17 protein-coding genes are annotated in these 17,477 nt (G+C 68.2%); 11 read left to right on the top strand and 6 right to left on the bottom strand.

What is annotated here, in order from left to right:
• The first annotated feature begins 42 nt into the window (after window positions 1-42).
• Both AB0E63_RS31260 and AB0E63_RS31255 read left to right on the top strand, forming a co-directional pair.
• A complete protein-coding gene (locus AB0E63_RS31260; RefSeq protein ID WP_360374244.1) occupies window positions 43-570 on the top strand; it encodes a DUF5946 family protein in 528 nt (175 codons plus the stop codon).
• A gap of 301 nt (window positions 571-871) precedes the next feature.
• A complete protein-coding gene (locus AB0E63_RS31255) occupies window positions 872-1,513 on the top strand; it encodes a transglycosylase family protein (protein ID WP_360374242.1) in 642 nt (213 codons plus the stop codon).
• A gap of 217 nt (window positions 1,514-1,730) precedes the next feature.
• Here the strand turns inward: AB0E63_RS31255 and AB0E63_RS31250 are convergent, their stop codons facing one another.
• From AB0E63_RS31250 to AB0E63_RS31240, 3 genes are read right to left on the bottom strand one after another with little or no spacing between them, the layout of a single operon-like run.
• Entirely contained in the window at window positions 1,731-2,384 is a 654-nt protein-coding gene (locus tag AB0E63_RS31250; protein ID WP_360374240.1) for a hypothetical protein, read from the bottom strand.
• Between the two features lie 4 nt (window positions 2,385-2,388).
• Window positions 2,389-3,030: a Pr6Pr family membrane protein gene (locus AB0E63_RS31245; RefSeq protein ID WP_360374238.1), complete on the bottom strand. Its 642-nt coding sequence runs from the start codon at window positions 3,028-3,030 to the stop codon at window positions 2,389-2,391.
• A gap of 40 nt (window positions 3,031-3,070) precedes the next feature.
• Entirely contained in the window at window positions 3,071-3,619 is a 549-nt protein-coding gene (locus tag AB0E63_RS31240; protein WP_360374236.1) for a 2TM domain-containing protein, read from the bottom strand.
• A gap of 79 nt (window positions 3,620-3,698) precedes the next feature.
• Between AB0E63_RS31240 and AB0E63_RS31235 the strand changes: the two genes are divergently transcribed.
• From AB0E63_RS31235 to AB0E63_RS31225, 3 genes are all read left to right on the top strand, one after another.
• Window positions 3,699-4,298, top strand: a complete 600-nt coding sequence (locus AB0E63_RS31235) for a TetR family transcriptional regulator C-terminal domain-containing protein (protein WP_360374234.1) — start codon at window positions 3,699-3,701, stop codon at window positions 4,296-4,298.
• Window positions 4,299-4,390: 92 nt separating this feature from the next.
• The gene (locus tag AB0E63_RS31230; protein WP_360374232.1) at window positions 4,391-4,903 is read left to right on the top strand and encodes an AAA family ATPase; all 513 of its coding nucleotides are present in this window, start codon (window positions 4,391-4,393) and stop codon (window positions 4,901-4,903) included.
• Window positions 4,904-4,938: 35 nt separating this feature from the next.
• On the top strand, window positions 4,939-7,032 hold the full coding sequence (locus tag AB0E63_RS31225) for a molybdopterin-dependent oxidoreductase (protein ID WP_360374230.1): 2,094 nt from the start codon (window positions 4,939-4,941) through the stop codon (window positions 7,030-7,032).
• On the opposite strand, the gene AB0E63_RS31220 is transcribed toward AB0E63_RS31225, so the two are convergent.
• Window positions 7,029-7,577, bottom strand: coding sequence for a substrate-binding domain-containing protein (locus AB0E63_RS31220; protein WP_360374228.1), 549 nt, complete (start codon window positions 7,575-7,577; stop codon window positions 7,029-7,031). The two genes, AB0E63_RS31225 and AB0E63_RS31220, sit on opposite strands and share 4 nt — an antisense overlap.
• A 338-nt stretch (window positions 7,578-7,915) precedes the next feature.
• Here AB0E63_RS31220 and AB0E63_RS31215 point away from each other — a divergent pair, with 338 nt between their 5' ends.
• From AB0E63_RS31215 to AB0E63_RS31190, 6 genes are all read left to right on the top strand, one after another.
• A complete protein-coding gene (locus tag AB0E63_RS31215; RefSeq protein WP_360374226.1) occupies window positions 7,916-8,665 on the top strand; it encodes a sugar phosphate isomerase/epimerase in 750 nt (249 codons plus the stop codon).
• Window positions 8,662-9,759, top strand: coding sequence for a Gfo/Idh/MocA family oxidoreductase (locus AB0E63_RS31210; RefSeq protein WP_360374224.1), 1,098 nt, complete (start codon window positions 8,662-8,664; stop codon window positions 9,757-9,759). The genes AB0E63_RS31215 and AB0E63_RS31210 overlap by 4 nt, the downstream gene beginning before the upstream one ends.
• A gap of 5 nt (window positions 9,760-9,764) precedes the next feature.
• Complete coding sequence (locus AB0E63_RS31205; protein ID WP_360374222.1) at window positions 9,765-10,364, top strand: SGNH/GDSL hydrolase family protein; 600 nt, start codon at window positions 9,765-9,767, stop codon at window positions 10,362-10,364.
• A 67-nt stretch (window positions 10,365-10,431) separates the two neighbouring features.
• Entirely contained in the window at window positions 10,432-12,879 is a 2,448-nt protein-coding gene (locus AB0E63_RS31200; RefSeq protein WP_360374220.1) for a glycoside hydrolase family 2 protein, read from the top strand.
• A 90-nt stretch (window positions 12,880-12,969) separates the two neighbouring features.
• Window positions 12,970-13,716, top strand: coding sequence for a 3D domain-containing protein (locus AB0E63_RS31195; RefSeq protein WP_360374218.1), 747 nt, complete (start codon window positions 12,970-12,972; stop codon window positions 13,714-13,716).
• Window positions 13,717-13,944: 228 nt separating this feature from the next.
• Window positions 13,945-14,613: a polysaccharide deacetylase family protein gene (locus AB0E63_RS31190; RefSeq protein WP_360374216.1), complete on the top strand. Its 669-nt coding sequence runs from the start codon at window positions 13,945-13,947 to the stop codon at window positions 14,611-14,613.
• A 4-nt stretch (window positions 14,614-14,617) separates the two neighbouring features.
• Here AB0E63_RS31190 and AB0E63_RS31185 read toward each other — a convergent pair whose 3' ends face one another.
• Window positions 14,618-16,078 (bottom strand): NAD-dependent succinate-semialdehyde dehydrogenase, encoded by a 1,461-nt coding sequence (locus AB0E63_RS31185; protein WP_360374214.1) that lies wholly within the window; start codon window positions 16,076-16,078, stop codon window positions 14,618-14,620.
• Window positions 16,079-16,143: 65 nt separating this feature from the next.
• Window positions 16,144-17,172, bottom strand: coding sequence for an MsnO8 family LLM class oxidoreductase (locus AB0E63_RS31180; protein ID WP_360374212.1), 1,029 nt, complete (start codon window positions 17,170-17,172; stop codon window positions 16,144-16,146).
• Window positions 17,173-17,477: the final 305 nt, after the last annotated feature.

Here is a 17,477-nt window from a genome sequence, read left to right as displayed (position 1 = left end):
AAACCAGCTGCCGGACGGCGGTGCCCGTGCTTCGATCAACGAGTGAACTCCCCGGATGGCACGCATAACTCTACGGTTTGCCCCGGCTGCCGCGCCGTACTCCCGCGATCGGAGTGGCCGGGCGAGGCGAAGTACAACGCCTCAGCCGAGTGCCTGGAGGTCGCCGGACAGCTGCTCGGCTACGAGGTCGAGCATTCCGCCCAGCTCGGTTACCTGCACCAGCTCCGGATCGACGCGTACGGCGCTCAGCACGTCAGCCCGGACGCCCCACGGATCGGCCCGGTATTCGCGCTGAACGGCCTCTATATGTACCTCGAGCGCGGATCCGGCAACATCGACGTCCGCACGGCCCACGGCATCATGGCCAACGCGTACGACGACTGGCCCGCCATGACCCCACCCGCGACGGTCGGCCGGCTCACGGCGTACGACGTACTCACCGCGGATGACGTGGAGAGCGCGCTGATCACCTGGGCCCGCGAAGTCTGGGAATCCTGGCCGCCAGACGACCAGGACACCATCCGGAAACTCACCGTCGAGCTGGTCCCCGAGCGCTACTTCCGGCGGTGAGAAACCGATCGGTTCAAACGCTCGACTACCCCGGTCCGGCGGGCCCCAAACCATCGGCGTGTCGAGGTGGAAACCGTTCTGTTGTTGGGCTTTCGCTACCTCAAGGCACCGAAAAAACCTGGGGCAGATTGCCGGATTGGCCTTGCGCTTCGGCCCAAGGTCGCACAGGATGACTCGGGTCGCGTCGTTACCGTGGCGTGACCATTCGGACGCTGTCCTGTGACCTGCCCGGATGCCCCCATCCCCTGACGGGGGGCCTGGTGCGTTCCACCATGCCCAGCTCACGAGGAGCGCTTTTCTGATGTCCAAGGCTCGACATGCGCGCCCCCGGCGAAGTACGCGCCGGGTAGTTCGGACCCTCTCCATTGCCGGTCTCGGGGCCGGTATCACCGCGGCCGGTGCCGGCGGTGCGTTCGCGGCCGACTACAAGGTCAAGGCCGGCGACACCCTCTCCGAAATCGCCCAGGCCAACGGTGCCGACTGGCATCACCTGGCGAAGATCAACAACCTCAAGGACCCGGACCTGATCCTGATCGGGCAGACCCTGTCGCTGGACGGCGTGAAGAAGGCCACCGCTCCCCAGAAGAAGAAGGTCACCGCGAAGAAGGTCACCGCGCAGAAGGTCGAGACGAAGAAGGTCCGCAAGACCGAGCGCAAGGTCCGGTCCAGCCGGTCCCAGGACCGCCCGGCGTCGAGCGCCAAGGCCAACCTCAGCGGCGCGTGGGCCAAGGTCGCGAACTGCGAGTCCAGTGGGAACCCGCGGGCCGTCAACCCGGCTGGGTACTACGGGCTGTTCCAGTTCGACCTGCAGACGTGGCGCAGCGTCGGCGGCTCCGGCAACCCGGCGAAGGCGTCGGCGGCCGAGCAGCTGAGCCGCGCGAAGAAGCTCTACGCCCAGCGCGGCGCCGCCCCCTGGCCCGTCTGCGGCAAGTACCTGCGCTAGTCGTCCGCGCCTGAGCCGACCGGTCGGGTGGCGGTAGACCGTCCTCCCACCGCCCGGCCGGCCCTCACCACCTGGCCGACCCTCACAACCCGGCTGACCCTCGGCACCCCGGCCAGCCTGACACGCCCCTGGCGTTTGGCGCTTCCCACCCCTCGTGGCGGGTGAGTGCTCAACTCATCCGTGATCGCGAACGGGTGGGAAGCACCAAACGTCAGTGCTACTCCGCGCGGCTGATGACCAGCATCTCGTCGGCGCCCACCTGGAACTCGTAGGGCACCTTGCGGATCTCCCAGGTGACCCCGTCCAGCGCGTCCAGCATCTCCCGCAGGTACGGCACCGGCTCGCCGGCTCCCTGCATCACCAGCGGGAAGATCCGGACCTCGGCGCTGCTCACCCGGATCAGCTCGCGCAGCGCCGCTTCATGCCAGCCGCGGTCGTACTTGTCTGCCCAGGTGAACAACAGATGCGAGCACAGCACCAGCTCGAAGCGACGGTCGCCGAAGGGCAGCTCCGGCAACCCCGCGGCGACGTAGCGCTCGGGGGCTGCGGCGACATCCTGCAGGAAGGAGTCGGCGGCCTCGATCCGATACTGATCCTTGCGCTCCGGCGACCCGTACCAGTGCCAGACGAAGCTCCCCTGGTGCTCGTCCACGATCCCGGCGGTGGCCGGCAGGCTGCGCCGGACCGTGTCGACGAGCTCGGGGTGATCGAGCTCGTACGCCGGATCGGCGGCGATCGCGTCCACGCCACGGGCCGCGGCCTCGGCGGTGAAGCTCGCACCACCCGCGCAGCAGTCGAGCACGGACTCGGGGAGTTCCTTCAGATCGAACATCGCTTCGTACTCGGCGTACGAGCGCGAGGTCACCAGCACAGGTCTACCTTTCGACGGTTGTCCTCCGGCGCAATCGGCGGTCGAGGTACGTCGCCCCGGCCGCCAGAGCCAGGAAGAGTATCGCGACCAGCAGACAGTTCAGCAGGACCCGTCCGTACCCGTGCTCGTCGACGTTCACGAACGGATACGGGTAGAACCCGACGAACTCACCGCGGACCAGCGTGAACACCAACCACAGCAGCGGGTACACGATCGACCACGAGACGATCCGCCGATCGGTGAGTCCGCGTGGCCCAAACAGCAGCCAGCCCAAGACCCCGATCACGGGAGCCGCCGTGTGCAGCAGGAAGTTGGCCACGGCCGCCCACCCGCGCGGCTCGTCCTGACTCGCCAGCACCAGGTGGTAGACGATCCCGGTCACGGCGATGCAGAGCACCCCGTTCAGCCGCAACGTCTTGAACAGCGTGCTCTGCGGACGATCCGCCTGCAGTGCCAGCATCAGCGTGGTCCCGCCGAGCAGCAGGTTCGACTGGATCGTGAAGTACGCGAACACGTTGAACACCCGATCCGGGTTGTCCGGGAAGAAGCCCTCGTGCCCGTTCGCGGTCACCACCAGTTGTACGACGATCCCGCACACCACGACCGCCGCCGTCACCGCGGCCCAGATCCGCCCAACCGTCGTCATGATGGGAATGTACGACGAGTGACCGCTCCGACCCGGGACGTCAGACAGACTCCTTCTCCCGGGTCTCCGCCTCCGCGCCGTCGAACGAGTAGCTGAACGAGACGATCGCGTCGATCACCAGCACGATCGTCCAGGTCCATGCCGGCCCGAGGGCGGCGTCGTACCCGCGTCCGGACAGCAGGCCGAGGCCGATCATGATGCCGACGCCGACGACGTACGCGAGGAGGTGGCGATACCAGCCGGCACGCTCGCGGCGAGCGCGCTCCGGACCGCGCTTCGGCGGCTTGACCGGGCGCGGCGCACCGCCGAGGTAGTGCGCGGCCCACTTGTCCGCCCACTTCAGCGTCTGATGGCCGAAGCCGACGCTGACACCGATGAAGATCGCGGCCAGTGAGTGCTTGAACGACGGCTCCCCGCCGCGGTGGATGTCGATCACGCCGGCGACCAGCATCACCACATCGACCAGCGGTACGGCGGCCAGCAGGACCATGCCCGCCTTCGGCAGCCGGAGCAGGTAGCGCGTCACCAGACCGGCGGCGAGCAGGACCCAGAAGCCGACCTCACATGCGGCGATCACAGCGAGCAGCACAGTGGTTCACCCTCCCGCGTTGTTTCAGTACGATTGTGTTGTAAAACGACTCTAACACGGCTGTGCTAAAAAGGACCACATGCCGAAGATCGTCGACCACGAGACCCGCCGTGAGGAGATCGCCGAAGCGCTCTGGCGGGTGGTTCGCCGCGACGGCATCCGCGCAGCCTCGGTCCGGACCATCGCCGCCGAGGCCGGCTGGTCGGCGGGCGCCGTCCGGTACTACTTTCCGGACCAGGACGGTCTACTCAGCTTCGCGATGGATCTGGTCACCCGCCGCGTGACCGAGCGGATCGACGCCCTCGACCCCAAGGGCAGCGCGCTGTCGATCGTGCTGCGCTACCTCGAGGAGGCGCTCCCCCTCGACGCCGAACGCCGTGCCGAGTTCGACGTCTGGCTCGCATTCATGGCCCAGGCCCAGGCCGAATCCGGCACCGGCACCCTGCACGAACACGTCGACAAAGTGCACAACGGACTGCGTCAACTGTGCGAGTCACTGCTGCAGGCACTCGCGCAGTCCGGGACCTTGCGGGACGGTCTCGATCTACGCCGCGAGGTCGAGCGCTTGCATGCCGTGATCGACGGTCTCTCCCTGCACGCGACGATCCAGCCCGACCGCACCACCCCGGCCCGGGTCCGGCAGCTTCTCCGGCACCACATCGAGTCGCTCCTGGCCTGAAAACCCTTGCTCACCAAGGTTTTCTGTCCAGTTACAGACAAGATTCGAGGAGACCTGACTAAAACCCCGCGCCGCGTGGCACGATCACCAGCATGGAATCCGAGGGGGTGATCGTCGTCAGTGGAATCATGGCGGCCGGGAAGTCGACGGTTTCCCAAGTGCTGGCCGAGAGATTCCAGTACGGCGTCCATCTTCGCGGCGATGTTTTCCGCCGGATGATCGTCAGCGGTCAGGCCTCCATGCGCGACGACATGGCCGAGGCCCAGCGTCAGCTCCAGCTCCGCTACCGGCTGGCCTGCACAGTCGCCGACGGGTACGCCGACGCCGGCTTCACCGTGGTTCTCGAAGACGTGGTGATCGGCGAACTGCTCAGAGAGTTCCTCGACGGGATCCGGACCCGCCCGCGCTACCTCGTCGTACTGACGCCGCGGCCCGAGGTGATCTCCGGAAGGCTCGGCGGGGCCCACCATCTGGTCGACGAGCTCGACTACGAGCTGCACGCGTTCAGTCCGCGCCGCGGACTCTGGCTCGACAACTCCGACCTGTCCCCCGGTGAGACGGTCGACGCCATCCTCGGACGCCTCGACGAGGCCCGCTTCGAGTAATGGCGAGCGGGGCTACCCGAGGGTAGTTTGGCTGGATGGCGACCACAGTACGGCGGACCTCGTGCAACCTGTGTGAAGCGATCTGCGGTGTGCTCGTGACCGTCGACGACGGCCGGGTGATCGACATTCGCGGCGACGAGTCGGACCCGCTCTCCCGCGGTCACATCTGCCCGAAGGCGGTCGCGCTGCGTGACCTCCAGGACGACCCCGACCGCCTGACCACGCCGGTACGACGGACGCCCGACGGATGGCAGGAGATCGGATGGGCGGCGGCGTACGAGCTCGTGGTCGACAAGCTCACCGGCATCCAGAAGGAGTACGGCCGGAACGCGGTCGGCGTCTACCTCGGCAACCCGAACGTGCACAGTCTCGGCGCGCTCACCCACCTGCCGACGATGATGCGGCAGCTCCGGACGCGGAACCGGTTCAGCGCGACCTCGATCGACCAGCTTCCGCACATGCTGGCGTCGTACCTGCTCTACGGGCATCAGCTGATGGTCGCCGTACCGGATATCGACCGGACGTCGTACCTGCTGATGCTCGGCGCCAACCCGCTCGCGTCGAACGGCAGCATGATGACCGCGCCCGGGTTCGGTCGGCGGCTCAAGGAGCTGCGGAAGCGCGGCGGCAAGGTCGTCGTCATCGACCCGCGCCGGACCGAGACCGCGGCGGTCGCCGATGAGCACCACTTCGTTCGGCCGGGCACCGACGCTGCCTTTCTGCTCGCGCTGATCCATCAGGTGACCGAGGACGGGCACGCGCGGCCGGCGGCGTACGTCGACGGTTTCGAAGCCGTCGAGTCCGCGGTCGAGTCCTGGACGGCCGAACGCGCGGCCGGGATCACGGGGATCGGCGCGGACGTGATCCGGCGGATCGCCGATGAGTTCGCGACCTCCGACCGAGCCGCCGTCTACGGGCGGGTCGGGGTGTCGACGCAGCAGTTCGGCGCGGTCTGCCAGTGGGCGATCCAGGTGCTCAACATCATCACCGGCAACCTCGACCGGCCCGGCGGGACGATGTTCCCGCGGCCGGCCGTGAACGCCTTGCTCGGTCTCGGGCGCGGACATCTCGGGGTGTGGTCGAGCCGGGTCCGCGGGCTGCCCGAGTTCGGCGGTGAGCTGCCGGTGTCGACGATGGCCGAGGAGATCCTGACGCCGGGTGACGGGCGGATCCGCGCGATGGTGACGGTGGCCGGCAACCCGGTGCTGTCCACGCCGAACGGCCGCAAGCTCGACGAGGCCCTGGACACGCTCGACTTCATGGTCGCGGTCGATCCGTACATCAACGAGACCACTCGGCACGCGGACGTGATCCTGCCGCCCGCGCCACCGCTCGAGCGCGACCACTACGACGTGATCTTCCACCAACTCGCCGTACGCAACACCGCGCGCTGGAACGACGCCGTACTGCCGAAGCCCGCCGAGGCGCGGCACGATTGGGAGATCTTCCGCGACCTCGGGCTGGCTTTCGTACGGCGTACGTCGTGGAGCCGGCGGCGGATCGAGGCCACGGCGCGGCTGCGGATGTCGCCGCGGCGGATCGTCGACCTCGGACTGCGGATCGGACCGTACCGGCTGTCGCTGGCGAAACTGCGGAAGTCGCCGGGTGGGATCGACCTCGGGCCGCTGCAGCCCGCGTTGCCCGGGGCTCTGCATCACAAATCCAAGCGGATCGATCTGGCCCAGCGGATGATCCTGGACGATCTGCCGCGGCTGGACGCGCTGGCGACCGGGAACGACGGCGAGTTGCTGCTGATCGGGCGGCGGCATCTGCGGAACAACAATTCGTGGATGCACAACTCGGCCCGGCTGGTGAAGGGCAAGCCGCGGCATCAGCTCCTGATGAACCCGGAAGACCTGGCCAAACGCGACCTGACCGACGGGCAACTGGTCACGGTGACGTCGACGGCCGGCTCGGTCGCGGTGGAGGTTGCCGCAAGCAACGACATGATGCCGGGCGTGGTCAGCCTCCCGCACGGCTTCGGCCACAACCGCCCCGGCGCCCGCCTCACCGTCGCCAACCAGGTAGCCGGCCCCAGCGCGAACGACATCACCGACGCCGACCTCACCGACCCCGTCGGAGGCACAGCCGCAGTCAACGGCGTCCCAGTCACGGTGACAGCCTGTTAGGCAGGCGGTCCTGAGGCGTCTCGGATGATGAGGAGGGGGGTGGAGTAGAGGTGCGCCTGGGGGGTGGCTCCGTCGAGGAGATCTAGGAGGCGGCGGGTTACCTCGGCGCGGTAGCCGACGATGTTGTGGCTCAGGGCGGTCAGCGTCGGGTGGGTGATCCGGCACAGGGTTGAGTCGTCCCAGGCGACGAGCGTGACGTCGGCCGGCGTATGCAGACCTTGTCCCTGGACGACGGACAGGCCGGCAACCGCCATCAGATCGAGTGCCGCGTTCATCGCCGCCGTACCGTCGGTCCACACGCACGGCATCCCGTCGGCGAGTGCCGGATCGCCGACCAGCACGGCCGGCAGGCCCAGCTTCCGCAGCAGCGGGATGCGCGGGTCGGCCACCCGCGGGTCGACCACGATCACGCCGTCCACCCGGCGCTCCGCGGACAACTGCCGGGCTGCGCGGTTGGGCACCCACTCGAGTTCCGCGGCCACCTTCAGGACCCTGGCCCGGGTGGCTTCGGAAACGCCGGGCTGATTGTTCAGCGCGTACGACACGCGCCTTGGGAGACCCCGCACCGGCGGGCGATCTCTTTGATGGTCACTCGGGACACAACGGACTCCTCACGGGCAGCCGGACCGCCGACGGTCGGTCCGGAATCCTCCAGTGTGCGCCGATTTCTACGCCGTGTCAGCATTCAAGCGCACAGAGTAACCGCTTGATCAGAACTTCAGCCTGCCGCGAAATGTGGCTGGTGACCGCCCAGTGGTTGGGCGGAGGGTGGTGTGGGCGGGGGCGGGTGGGATACCGTTGCCGTCGTTACTTAACCGGTTCGGCTTATCAGTCGGCGTGAACCCCAGGGCAGCGGGCGAGGCGTCGGCGACGAGGAGAAACCATGGTCGCAGTGGACAACCTGTCCCTCCAGTTGTACACGGTCCGGGGCAAGCTCGAAGAGGACTTCGACGCCACCCTGGCCCGCATCGCGCAGATCGGCTACACGAAGGTCGAGCCCTTCGGTGTCACCGCCTTCGCGGACCGTCTCGCCGAGGCGCTGCCCAAGCACGGACTCTCGGCTCCCACCACCCACGCCGGCCTGCTCCGTGAGGACAGCGCCCCGATCTACGCCGCCGCGCAGCGGCTCGGCATCACCACGGTGATCGACCCGCACACCGACCCCGCGCGCTGGCAGTCGGCCGACGACATCAAGGTCATCGCCGACGGGCTGAACAAGGCCGCCATCGAGGCCGCCGACCACGGCATCACGGTCGGGTACCACAACCACCAGTTCGAGCTCGAGTCGAAGATCGGCGGCGTGCACGCGCTGGAGATCCTGGCGGACAACCTGTCCGACGACGTGATCCTCGAGGTGGACACCTACTGGGCCGCCGTCGGCGGTGCCGACGTACCGGCACTGCTCGGCAAGTTCGGCGACCGGGTGAAGGCGATCCACGTCAAGGACGGCGACGGGACCCTGGACAACAAGGCCCAGGTCGCGGTCGGCGCCGGCGTGATCGCGGTGCGGGACATTCTGGCGGCCGCACCGAACGCGCTGCGGGTCGTCGAGCTCGACGACTTCACCGGCGAGATCTTCGACGCGGTCGAGGGCAGCTACACCTTCCTCACCGGTGAGGGAGCGCCCGAATGACCGCAGTCGGCGTTGGTGTGATCGGCGCCGGAGTGATCTCCGACGCCTACATCAAGAGCATGCAGAGCTTCCCCGATCTGAAGGTGGTCGCGATCGGCGACCTCCGGCCGGAGGCGGCGAAGGAGAAGGCCGAGCAGTACGGCATCGAGACCCACGGGGGTCCCGACGCGGTGCTGAACAACCCCGACGTCGAGATCGTGGTCAACCTGACCATCCCGGTCGCGCACGTCGAGGTGGCCCTGGCAGCGGTTGCCGCAGGCAAGCATGTGTGGAGCGAGAAGCCGTTCTCGCTGGACCAGGACAGCGGCCTGAAGCTGCTGTCGACGGCCCAGGACGCGGGCGTGCGGCTGGGCTGCGCACCCGACACCATCCTGGGTCCGGGCCTGCAGGAGTCGCGTCGCATCATCGAGCGCGGTGACATCGGTGCGCCGCTGACCGCGCTCACCCTGATGCAGTCGCCCGGCCCGGAGTCCTGGCACCCGAACCCGGCGTTCCTGTTCCAGGAGGGTGCGGGTCCGCTGTGGGACATCGGCCCGTACTACCTGACCACGCTGGTGCAGCTGTTCGGTCCGGTCGCCGCGGTCGCCGGGCTCGGCTCGAAGTCGCGGGAGAAGCGCACGATCGGGTCGGGTCCGCTGGCGGGCACCGACTTCGACGTGACCGTGCCGACCCACGTCAGCACGATCGCGCGGTTCGAGTCGGGGCAGTCGTCGCAGAGCATCTTCAGCTTCGACTCGCCGCTGTCGCGGGGCGGGTTCGTCGAGATCACCGGCTCCGACGCGACGCTGGCCGTGCCGGACCCGAACGGGTTCGACGGTGAGATCAAGATCCGCCGCCGGGGTGCCGACGAGTGGGAGACCATCGCCGAGACCAAGGCGGTGGCTCAGCGTGGCACCGGCGTACTGGAGATGGCGCGGGCGATCCGGGCCGACCGGCCGCACCGGGCCACCGGGGCGCTGGCGTTCCACATCGTCGACGTGATGTCGTCCATCACCGAGTCGATCGACACCGGCGCGTTCGTCGACGTGACCAGTACGGTCGAGGTCGCGGCGATCCTGCCGGACGACTGGGACGTCACCGCGGCCACTCTGTGACCACGATGCTCCTCGATCCCCGGCGAACCGTGGTGTTCGCCGGGGATTCGGTCACCGACTGCGGCCGTCGTACGGACCCCGACGGGCTCGGCGACGGCTACGTGCGCAATCTGTACGACGACCTCGGCCCGCGCCGGCCGCGGATCGTCAATGTCGGCATCAGTGGCAACCGGGCAGCCGATCTGGCCGGCCGGTGGTCCACGGACGTGCTCGCCCACGAGCCGTCGGTGGTGTCGATCCTGATCGGGATCAACGACACCTGGCGGCGGTACGACGAGAACGACCCGACGACGGCCGAGTCCTTCGAGACGTCCTGCCGGGCGATGCTCGATCCGCTCACCTGTCCGGTCGTACTGATCGAGCCGTTCCTGCTGCCGGTCAAGGCCGGGCAGGAGGAGTGGCGCGAGGACCTCGACCCGAAGCTCGAGGTGGTCCGGAAGCTGGCCGTCGAGTACGGCGCCATCCTGGTGCCGGCCGATGCCGAGCTGAACCGGCAGGCCTCGACCGCCGGCGCGGCCACGCTGGCCGGTGACGGGGTGCACCCTTCCGCCACAGGGCATCGCGCGATCGCGGACCTGTGGCGCCGGGTCGTGCTGGAAGACTGACATCACTGTTCCTCGTTCCTGCGCGGAGCAGTGCGCTTCAACTAAACCGGTTCATTTGGAGACGCCTGTGACAACCCCAAATCTCGTCCCGCTGACCACCGACGGCGGCTCCGCGTGGACCGTCACCGCGGTGCAGGGTCCCACGCCGGACGGTGTGATCGGGAAGTCGATCGCCGCCACCGTGCCCGGTGAGGTGCACACCGATCTGCTCGCGGCCGGCGAGATCCCGGATCCGTTCGACGGTGACAACGAGTCCGCGCTGGCGTGGATCGGGCGTACGTCGTGGCGCTACCGGACCGAGTTCAGCTGGGCTCCGGACGGCAACACCCGTCAGGAACTGGTGGCCGAAGGCCTCGACACGGTCGCCACGGTAACGCTGAACGGCCGCGAGATCGCCCGGACCGCGAACCAGCACCGCTCGTACCGGTTCGACGTCACCGACGTCTTGGTTGCCGGTGACAACGAGCTGGTGATCGAGTTCGCCGGTCCGGTGACCGAGGCCGAGGCGATCCGGGCGAAGGTCGGCGACTGGCCGCACACGAACCTCCATCCGTACAACGAGTTGCGGAAGATGGCGTCGAACTTCGGCTGGGACTGGGGACCCGACGTCGCGACCGTCGGTATCTGGCGACCGATCCGGATCGAGTCGTGGTCCGGCGTACGCATCGACACGGTCCGGCCGCTGGCCGGTGTCGATGGCGATCAGGGCGTCCTGACCACTCACGTCACGCTCGCGTGGGCCGACGCGAGCGCCGACGCGACGGTCACGGTCGAGGTCGGTGGTACGCAGCAGACGGCGACAGTTGCCGCTGGCACCGAGAGCGTCGAACTCGTCTCGACGGTCGACGCAGTGAACCTGTGGTGGCCGCGCGGACACGGCGAACAGCCCTTGTACGACGTGGTTGTCACGCTGATCGACCAGGACGGCTGGTCGGGTCGGGTCGGGTTCCGAACCATCTCGATGAACGTTGCACCGGACAACGACGGGACGCCGTTCGTCCTGTCGGTGAACGACAAGCCGATCTATGTGCGCGGCGCCAACTGGATCCCGGACGACGCGTTCGTGACCCGGCTGAGCCCGGACACCTACCGCACCAGCATTCAGGACGCGGTCGACGCGGGGATGAACCTGCTGCGCGTCTGGGGCGGCGGAATCTACGAGAGCGAAGCCTTCTACGACATCTGCGACGAGCTCGGAATCCTTGTCTGGCAGGACTTCCTCTTCGCGTGTGCGGCGTACTCGGAGGACGAGCCCCTGCGCAGTGAGGTGGAGGCCGAGGCGCGGGAGGCGGTCACGCGGCTGAGCAAGCACGCGAGCCTCGCGGTGTGGAACGGCAACAACGAGAACATCTGGGGGTACGTCGAGTGGAGCTGGCGGGTGCCGCTGGCCGGACGCGCGTGGGGTGAGGGGTACTACTTCGACCTGCTGCCGCGCGTGGTGGCCGAACTCGATCCGCGGACGCCGTACTCTCCGGGTAGCCCGTACTCCTACGACCACTTCATCCACCCGAACGACGAGCGCCACGGGACCATGCACATCTGGGACGTGTGGAACCAGGTGGACTACACGACCTATCGCAAGTACAAGCCGCGGTTCGTGTCGGAGTTCGGGTTCCAGGGGCCGCCGGCCTGGTCGACGCTGGTCTCCGTGGTGCATGACTCGCCGCTGGATCCGTACGGCGAGCAGATGCTCGTGCACCAGAAGGCGTTCGAGGGAAACCTCAAGCTGGAGCGTGGGCTCGGGGATCACCTGCCGCGGTGGAAAGACATCGATGACTGGCACTGGACGACCCAGTTGAACCAGGCCCGGGCGATCATCTACGGCATCGAGCACTTCCGCAGCCTGTTCCCGTTGAACACCGGTGCGGTGGTATGGCAGCTGAACGACAACTGGCCGGTGGTTTCGTGGGCCGCGGTCGACGGCCACGGGATCCGCAAGCCGTTGTGGTTCGCACTGAAGCGCGTGTACGCCGATCGCCTGCTGACCGTGCAGCCGCGGGAGAACGAGCTGGTCGTTGCCGCGCACAACGACACCGACTCGGCGTGGACCGGCGAGGTGACCGTTACACGGCGGTCGACCGGTCACGGTGGTGAGGCGCTCGCCCGCGAAACCTTCGTTCTGGAGGTCGCGCCACGGTCGGCCGTGCTCAGCTCACTTCCCGAGTCGGTGGCCAAGGCGGGCGACCCAGCTCGCGAGTACCTCGAGGTGCGCGGCGCCGACGGCAGTACGGCGTACTGGTACTTCGCCGAGGACACGGCACTGCGGCTGGCCGGCGACGCGTACACGGCCGCGGTCACTCCGACGGAAGACGGGTACGACGTGGCCGTCACCGCGACCGCGCTGGCGAAGGATCTGGCGCTGTTCCCGGACCGGCTGGATCCGGCCGCGCGGGTGGACTCGTGTCTGGTCACGTTGTCCGCAGGCGAGAGCCACACGTTCCGCGTGACGGGCGCCGCGGCTCCGGAGCAGGTCGGCGTACCGGTGCTGCGGTCGGCGAACGAGCTGGTGAACTGAATTACGTCGAGACCTTGACTAAGTGAGGGGCGGGACCACTACTTGAGGGTGAACCTCATGGTCCCGCCCCACCTTGGAGGTCTTGTCGTTATGCCTCGATTGCGTGCTCTGAGCATTGTTCTGGTCAGCTTCGCCGCCCTTCTCGTCGCACCGGCGACCGCTTCGGCGGCGTTGCCGGCCTGTCAGCACTTCTACAGCGGACCGATCCCCGACCGGCCGATCTCCGGCGGACACGGCGACGGGACGACCGCACCGCCGTACGACGTCAGCGGACGACTGCCCGCGCCGAGCGGGATCAACGGTGGGCTCGGCGCGGACGGGAAGGTGACGTTCACGTTCAACCGGGTGGCCGGTGCGAAGGCGTATCGCGCGTTCAAGAACGGTCAGGCGCTGCAGTGGATCAGCGACTGGGGCCAGACCACCTTGCAGGTAACGGATGCGAGCCCGTGCGCCGGCGCGCACTACCAGGTCTACGCGATGTCCGCGGAAGACACCGCGGCGTCGTCGATCGGTCAGATCACCACGTCGTACCGGCTGAACTCGTCCAACCGGCTGGCCGCGTTCACGCCGGCTCCCGGGACCACGCTGAACTACCGGGTGTCGGCGTACAACGACGTCGCCCAGACGGCACTCGGGTACAACGCCGGCACCGGTATCTGTGCCGTGGACGCGCGCATCATTCCGTGGGGCACCCGGCTGTGGGTGCCCGGCTACGGTCACTGCTACGCCGCTGACATCGGCAGCTGGATCAAGGACGACATCGTGGACGTCTGGTTCCCGCCGGGCCCGGCCGCCGACAACTGGGGCATCCAGCGGCTGACCCTGACCGTGGAGTAGACCGGGCGGCAGGCATACTGGCCAATCGTGCGACTTCACTGGGGGAAGCCGATCGCGGTGCTGGCTGGGTTAATTCTGGTAGCTGCTGGCTGTAGCGACACAGAGCCGTCAACTGGTGTGGTGACCGCCTCACCAAGGCCCAGTAGTGCGCCGACCGTCCTGCGGACCTCGGTGAACCCAACGACTGCGCCAGCGCGGCACCCTGGAGAGTCACACCAGGCCAACCTCATGCCGGTGGTTCAGCATGGCCCCCGTGACAAGCCGAGAGTGGCGTTGACGTTCGACGCCGACCTCACCGCACTCATGCGACGCCGCTTGCTGAGTGGGAAGGTGCACTCCTACTACAACAAGGCTTTGATCGACGAACTGCGCGCCATGCACGTGCCGGCGACGATGTTCCTCACCGGCATGTGGATGGAGCAGTATCCGGACGTCACCCGAGAGCTGGCCGCCGATCCGTTGTTCGAGCTCGGTACGCACACCTACGACCACCGCGGTTTCACCAAGCACTGCTACACGCTCGGCACGGTTCCCCGCGAGGACATGCTGGCGGATGTACGGCGGGCCGTCGTACAGCTGGATCAGTTGGACCCGCACGCGACCAGGTGGTTCCGGTTCCCCGGCGGGTGTTACGACGGGACCGCACTGCATGAGCTGGCGCCGGCCGGAGTGACCGCGGTCGGCCTCGACGTACCGGGCGCGGACGGCTTCGCGAAGTCGTCCGCCCCGATCGTCAAGCAGGTGCTGTCCAATGTCCGCAACGGCTCGATCGTCGTCCTCCACATGCACGGCGGCGACAACGCGCCGTACACCGCCGAAGCCGTAGGCCCGATCGTGAAGGCGCTTCGGGCCTGTGGCTACGAGCTTGTGACCGTCACGCAGTTACTGGCTGGATGAATCATCAGTCGACGTTGATGGCGACGTACTTGATGTCCAGGTACTCGTCGATGCCGACCGTGCCGCCCTCACGTCCCAGGCCGGATTGCTTGACGCCGCCGAAAGGTGCTGCCGGGTTGGAGACGATGCCTTGGTTGAGTCCGATCATCCCGGTCTCGAGCTTTTCGGAGACCCGGAGCGCGCGGGTCAGGTCGTTGGTGAACAGGTACGAGACCAGGCCGAACTCCGTATCGTTCGCCATCCGGACCGCCTCGTCCTCGGTCTCGAAGGCGGTCAGCGGCGCGACCGGGCCAAAGATCTCCTCCTTCTGCAGGCGCGCACTCTTCGGAACGTCGGCGAGCACCGTCGGCGGGTAGAAGTACCCGTTGCCCTCGGCAATCGACCCGCCGGTCAGCGCCCGGGCGCCCTGGTCGACCGCGTCGTCGACGAGCTCTCGCACCTTGTCCCGCTGCGTCGCGTCGATCAACGGGCCGACGTCGACACCGTCCTCCGTCCCGCGGCCGACCGTCAGCGCGGCCATCCGCTCGGTCAGCCGGGCCGCGAACTCCGCCATCACCGGCGCCTGCACGTAGATCCGGTTGGCCGCCGTACAGGCCTCGCCGCCGTTGCGCATCTTGGCCAGCATCGCGCCGTCGACCGCCTTGTCCAGGTCGGCGTCGGCGAACACCAGCAGCGGCGCGTTGCCGCCCAGCTCCATGCTCGTCCGCAGCACCTGCTCGGCGGCCTGCTCGATCAGCTTCCGGCCGACCTCGGTCGAGCCGGTGAAGGACAGCTTGCGCGCTCGGCCGTCGCGGATCAGCGGCTCCATCACGCCACCCGAGTCGTGCGTGGTGATCACGTTGAGCACACCGGCCGGCAGTCCGGCCTCGGTCATCAGCTCGGCCAGCTTGAGCATCGACAGCGGCGTCTGGGAGGCCGGCTTGATCACCATGGTGCAGCCCGCGGCGACGGCGGGACCGATCTTGCGAGCACCCATCGCGGCCGGGAAGTTCCACGGCGTGATCAGCAGGCACGGGCCGACCGGCTGCCGCATCACCAGGAAGCGGCCCTTGCCGTTCGGCGCGACCTGGTAGCCGCCGTCGATCCGGACCGCCTCTTCGGCGAACCAGCGGAAGAACTCGGACGCGTAGGCGATCTCGCCCTTGGACTCCGCAACCGGCTTGCCCATCTCCAGCGTCATCAGCAGCGCGAGCTCGTCGGCCCGCTCGGTCATCAGCTCGTAGGTCCGGCGCAGGATCTCGCCACGCTCGCGGGGCGGGGTGGCGGCCCAGTCCGCCTGCGCTGCCACCGCTGCGTCCAGCGCGGCCTTGCCGTCGGCCGGACTGGCATCGGCCACGTCGCAGATCGTCGTACCGGTGGCCGGGTCCTCGACCGCGAGAGTCTTGCCTCCCTCGGCCGCTACCCACTTACCCCCGATGAACAGCTCGGTCGGACACGCCTCGACGACTTCCCGCTCCCCTGACATGGGCCTGCCTTTCGCTAGTCGGCTCTACCCAGACTAGGCCGTGGCGCGGGACCATCAGCCACGGCCTAAGCCGTGGCTATCAGGGGTGGAGCGTGCCTGGGGATGGTGCGGACCATGCGGGTCAGGCCGGCGGCGATGGTGCGCAGGATGGCGGATCGGACCAGGCCGTCGAAGGCGAGCGGGACCAGCATGATCTCGTCGGCGGCGGTGTCGGCCACCAGTTCACCGAGTTCGGACACCACGGTCGCCCGGGAGCCCACGATGGTGCCGGAGTCGTCCAGCATCCGTTCGGCTCGTCCGCGCTCTCGTCCGGTCAATGGTTGCTCCAGGAGCATCATCAACTCAGCGGGTGTCGCTCGCGGTCCCGCCGTACCAAGGCGCGTCTTCACTCGCACGTACTCGGCGAACCGGATGATCGCCTCCTCCTCCGAGTCGGCCGCGACCACACCGACCGTGAGAGCGACGTACGGCTTCACCGTGGTACCGGTCGGCTCGAAGTGATCCCGGTACGCCGTCAACGCCGCGGCCGTCACCGCGGACGCGGAGTGATGCGCAAGGAACACAGGCAACCCACGTACGGCGGCAGTCACGGCAGCACCCGGCTGATCAGCCAGTACGAACACCGGTGGCGGCAGTCCGGCCAGTGCGAGCCGTACGTCGCCGACAGGTGCTCGGCCGGGCAGTCCGTCCCGAAGGAATCCGCACAGCTCGTCCAGCCGCTGCGGGAACGCGTCCCGAGCGGCACCGCCGAGTGCGGCCGCCGTACTGGGTGCCATGCCGAACTGCTGACCCACGCCGAGGTCGATCCGGCTCGGGTACGCCGCTGCCAGCGCGGCGAACTGCTCTGCGACCACGAGCGGCTGGTGGTTGGTCAGGAGCACACCGCCGGCGCCCAGCCGGATCCGGTCGGTCCGCGCGGCCAGGATCGCTGCGAGTACGGCCGGTACCGCGCCGCCGACGCCTCGGACGCCGTGTTGCTCCCCCACCCAGAACCGGCGGTACCCGAGGTCGTCGGCGGCCTGTGCCACCTCCGAGGTCTCCCGGAGCGCGGCCGCAGCCGACTGACCGGGCAGCTGCGGAACGACGTCCAGCACCGAGTGAGCTGAGACGGGCAGTCCAGGAGCGACAGGGGAATGCACGTGCTCACCGTGGCAGTGTCCGCACGGTCACACATGGGTGTACAGCCCCCAAGTTCCCGCCGTCGGACACCCATCTGCCCGCGGTCGTCCAACGGCTCGAAAATGGGGGTTCGGAGCCCTTGTCCGGCCCTGGTCCGTGGGGCATTGTTCCCGGCGTTCGTTTCGGGAATCGCGGGACAGAGGAGGCCGACGACGAGTGCACCTACCGAGCTGGGGACGCTGACGTTCCCGACCTGAGCCGGACGGCCTTCCACCAGAGG

The organism is Kribbella sp. NPDC026596 (assembly GCF_040638415.1).
Classification (GTDB): Bacteria; Actinomycetota; Actinomycetes; order Propionibacteriales; family Kribbellaceae; genus Kribbella.
The sequence above is the reverse complement of the archived record's forward strand: the minus strand, read 5'-3'. Positions and strand labels throughout refer to the sequence as shown.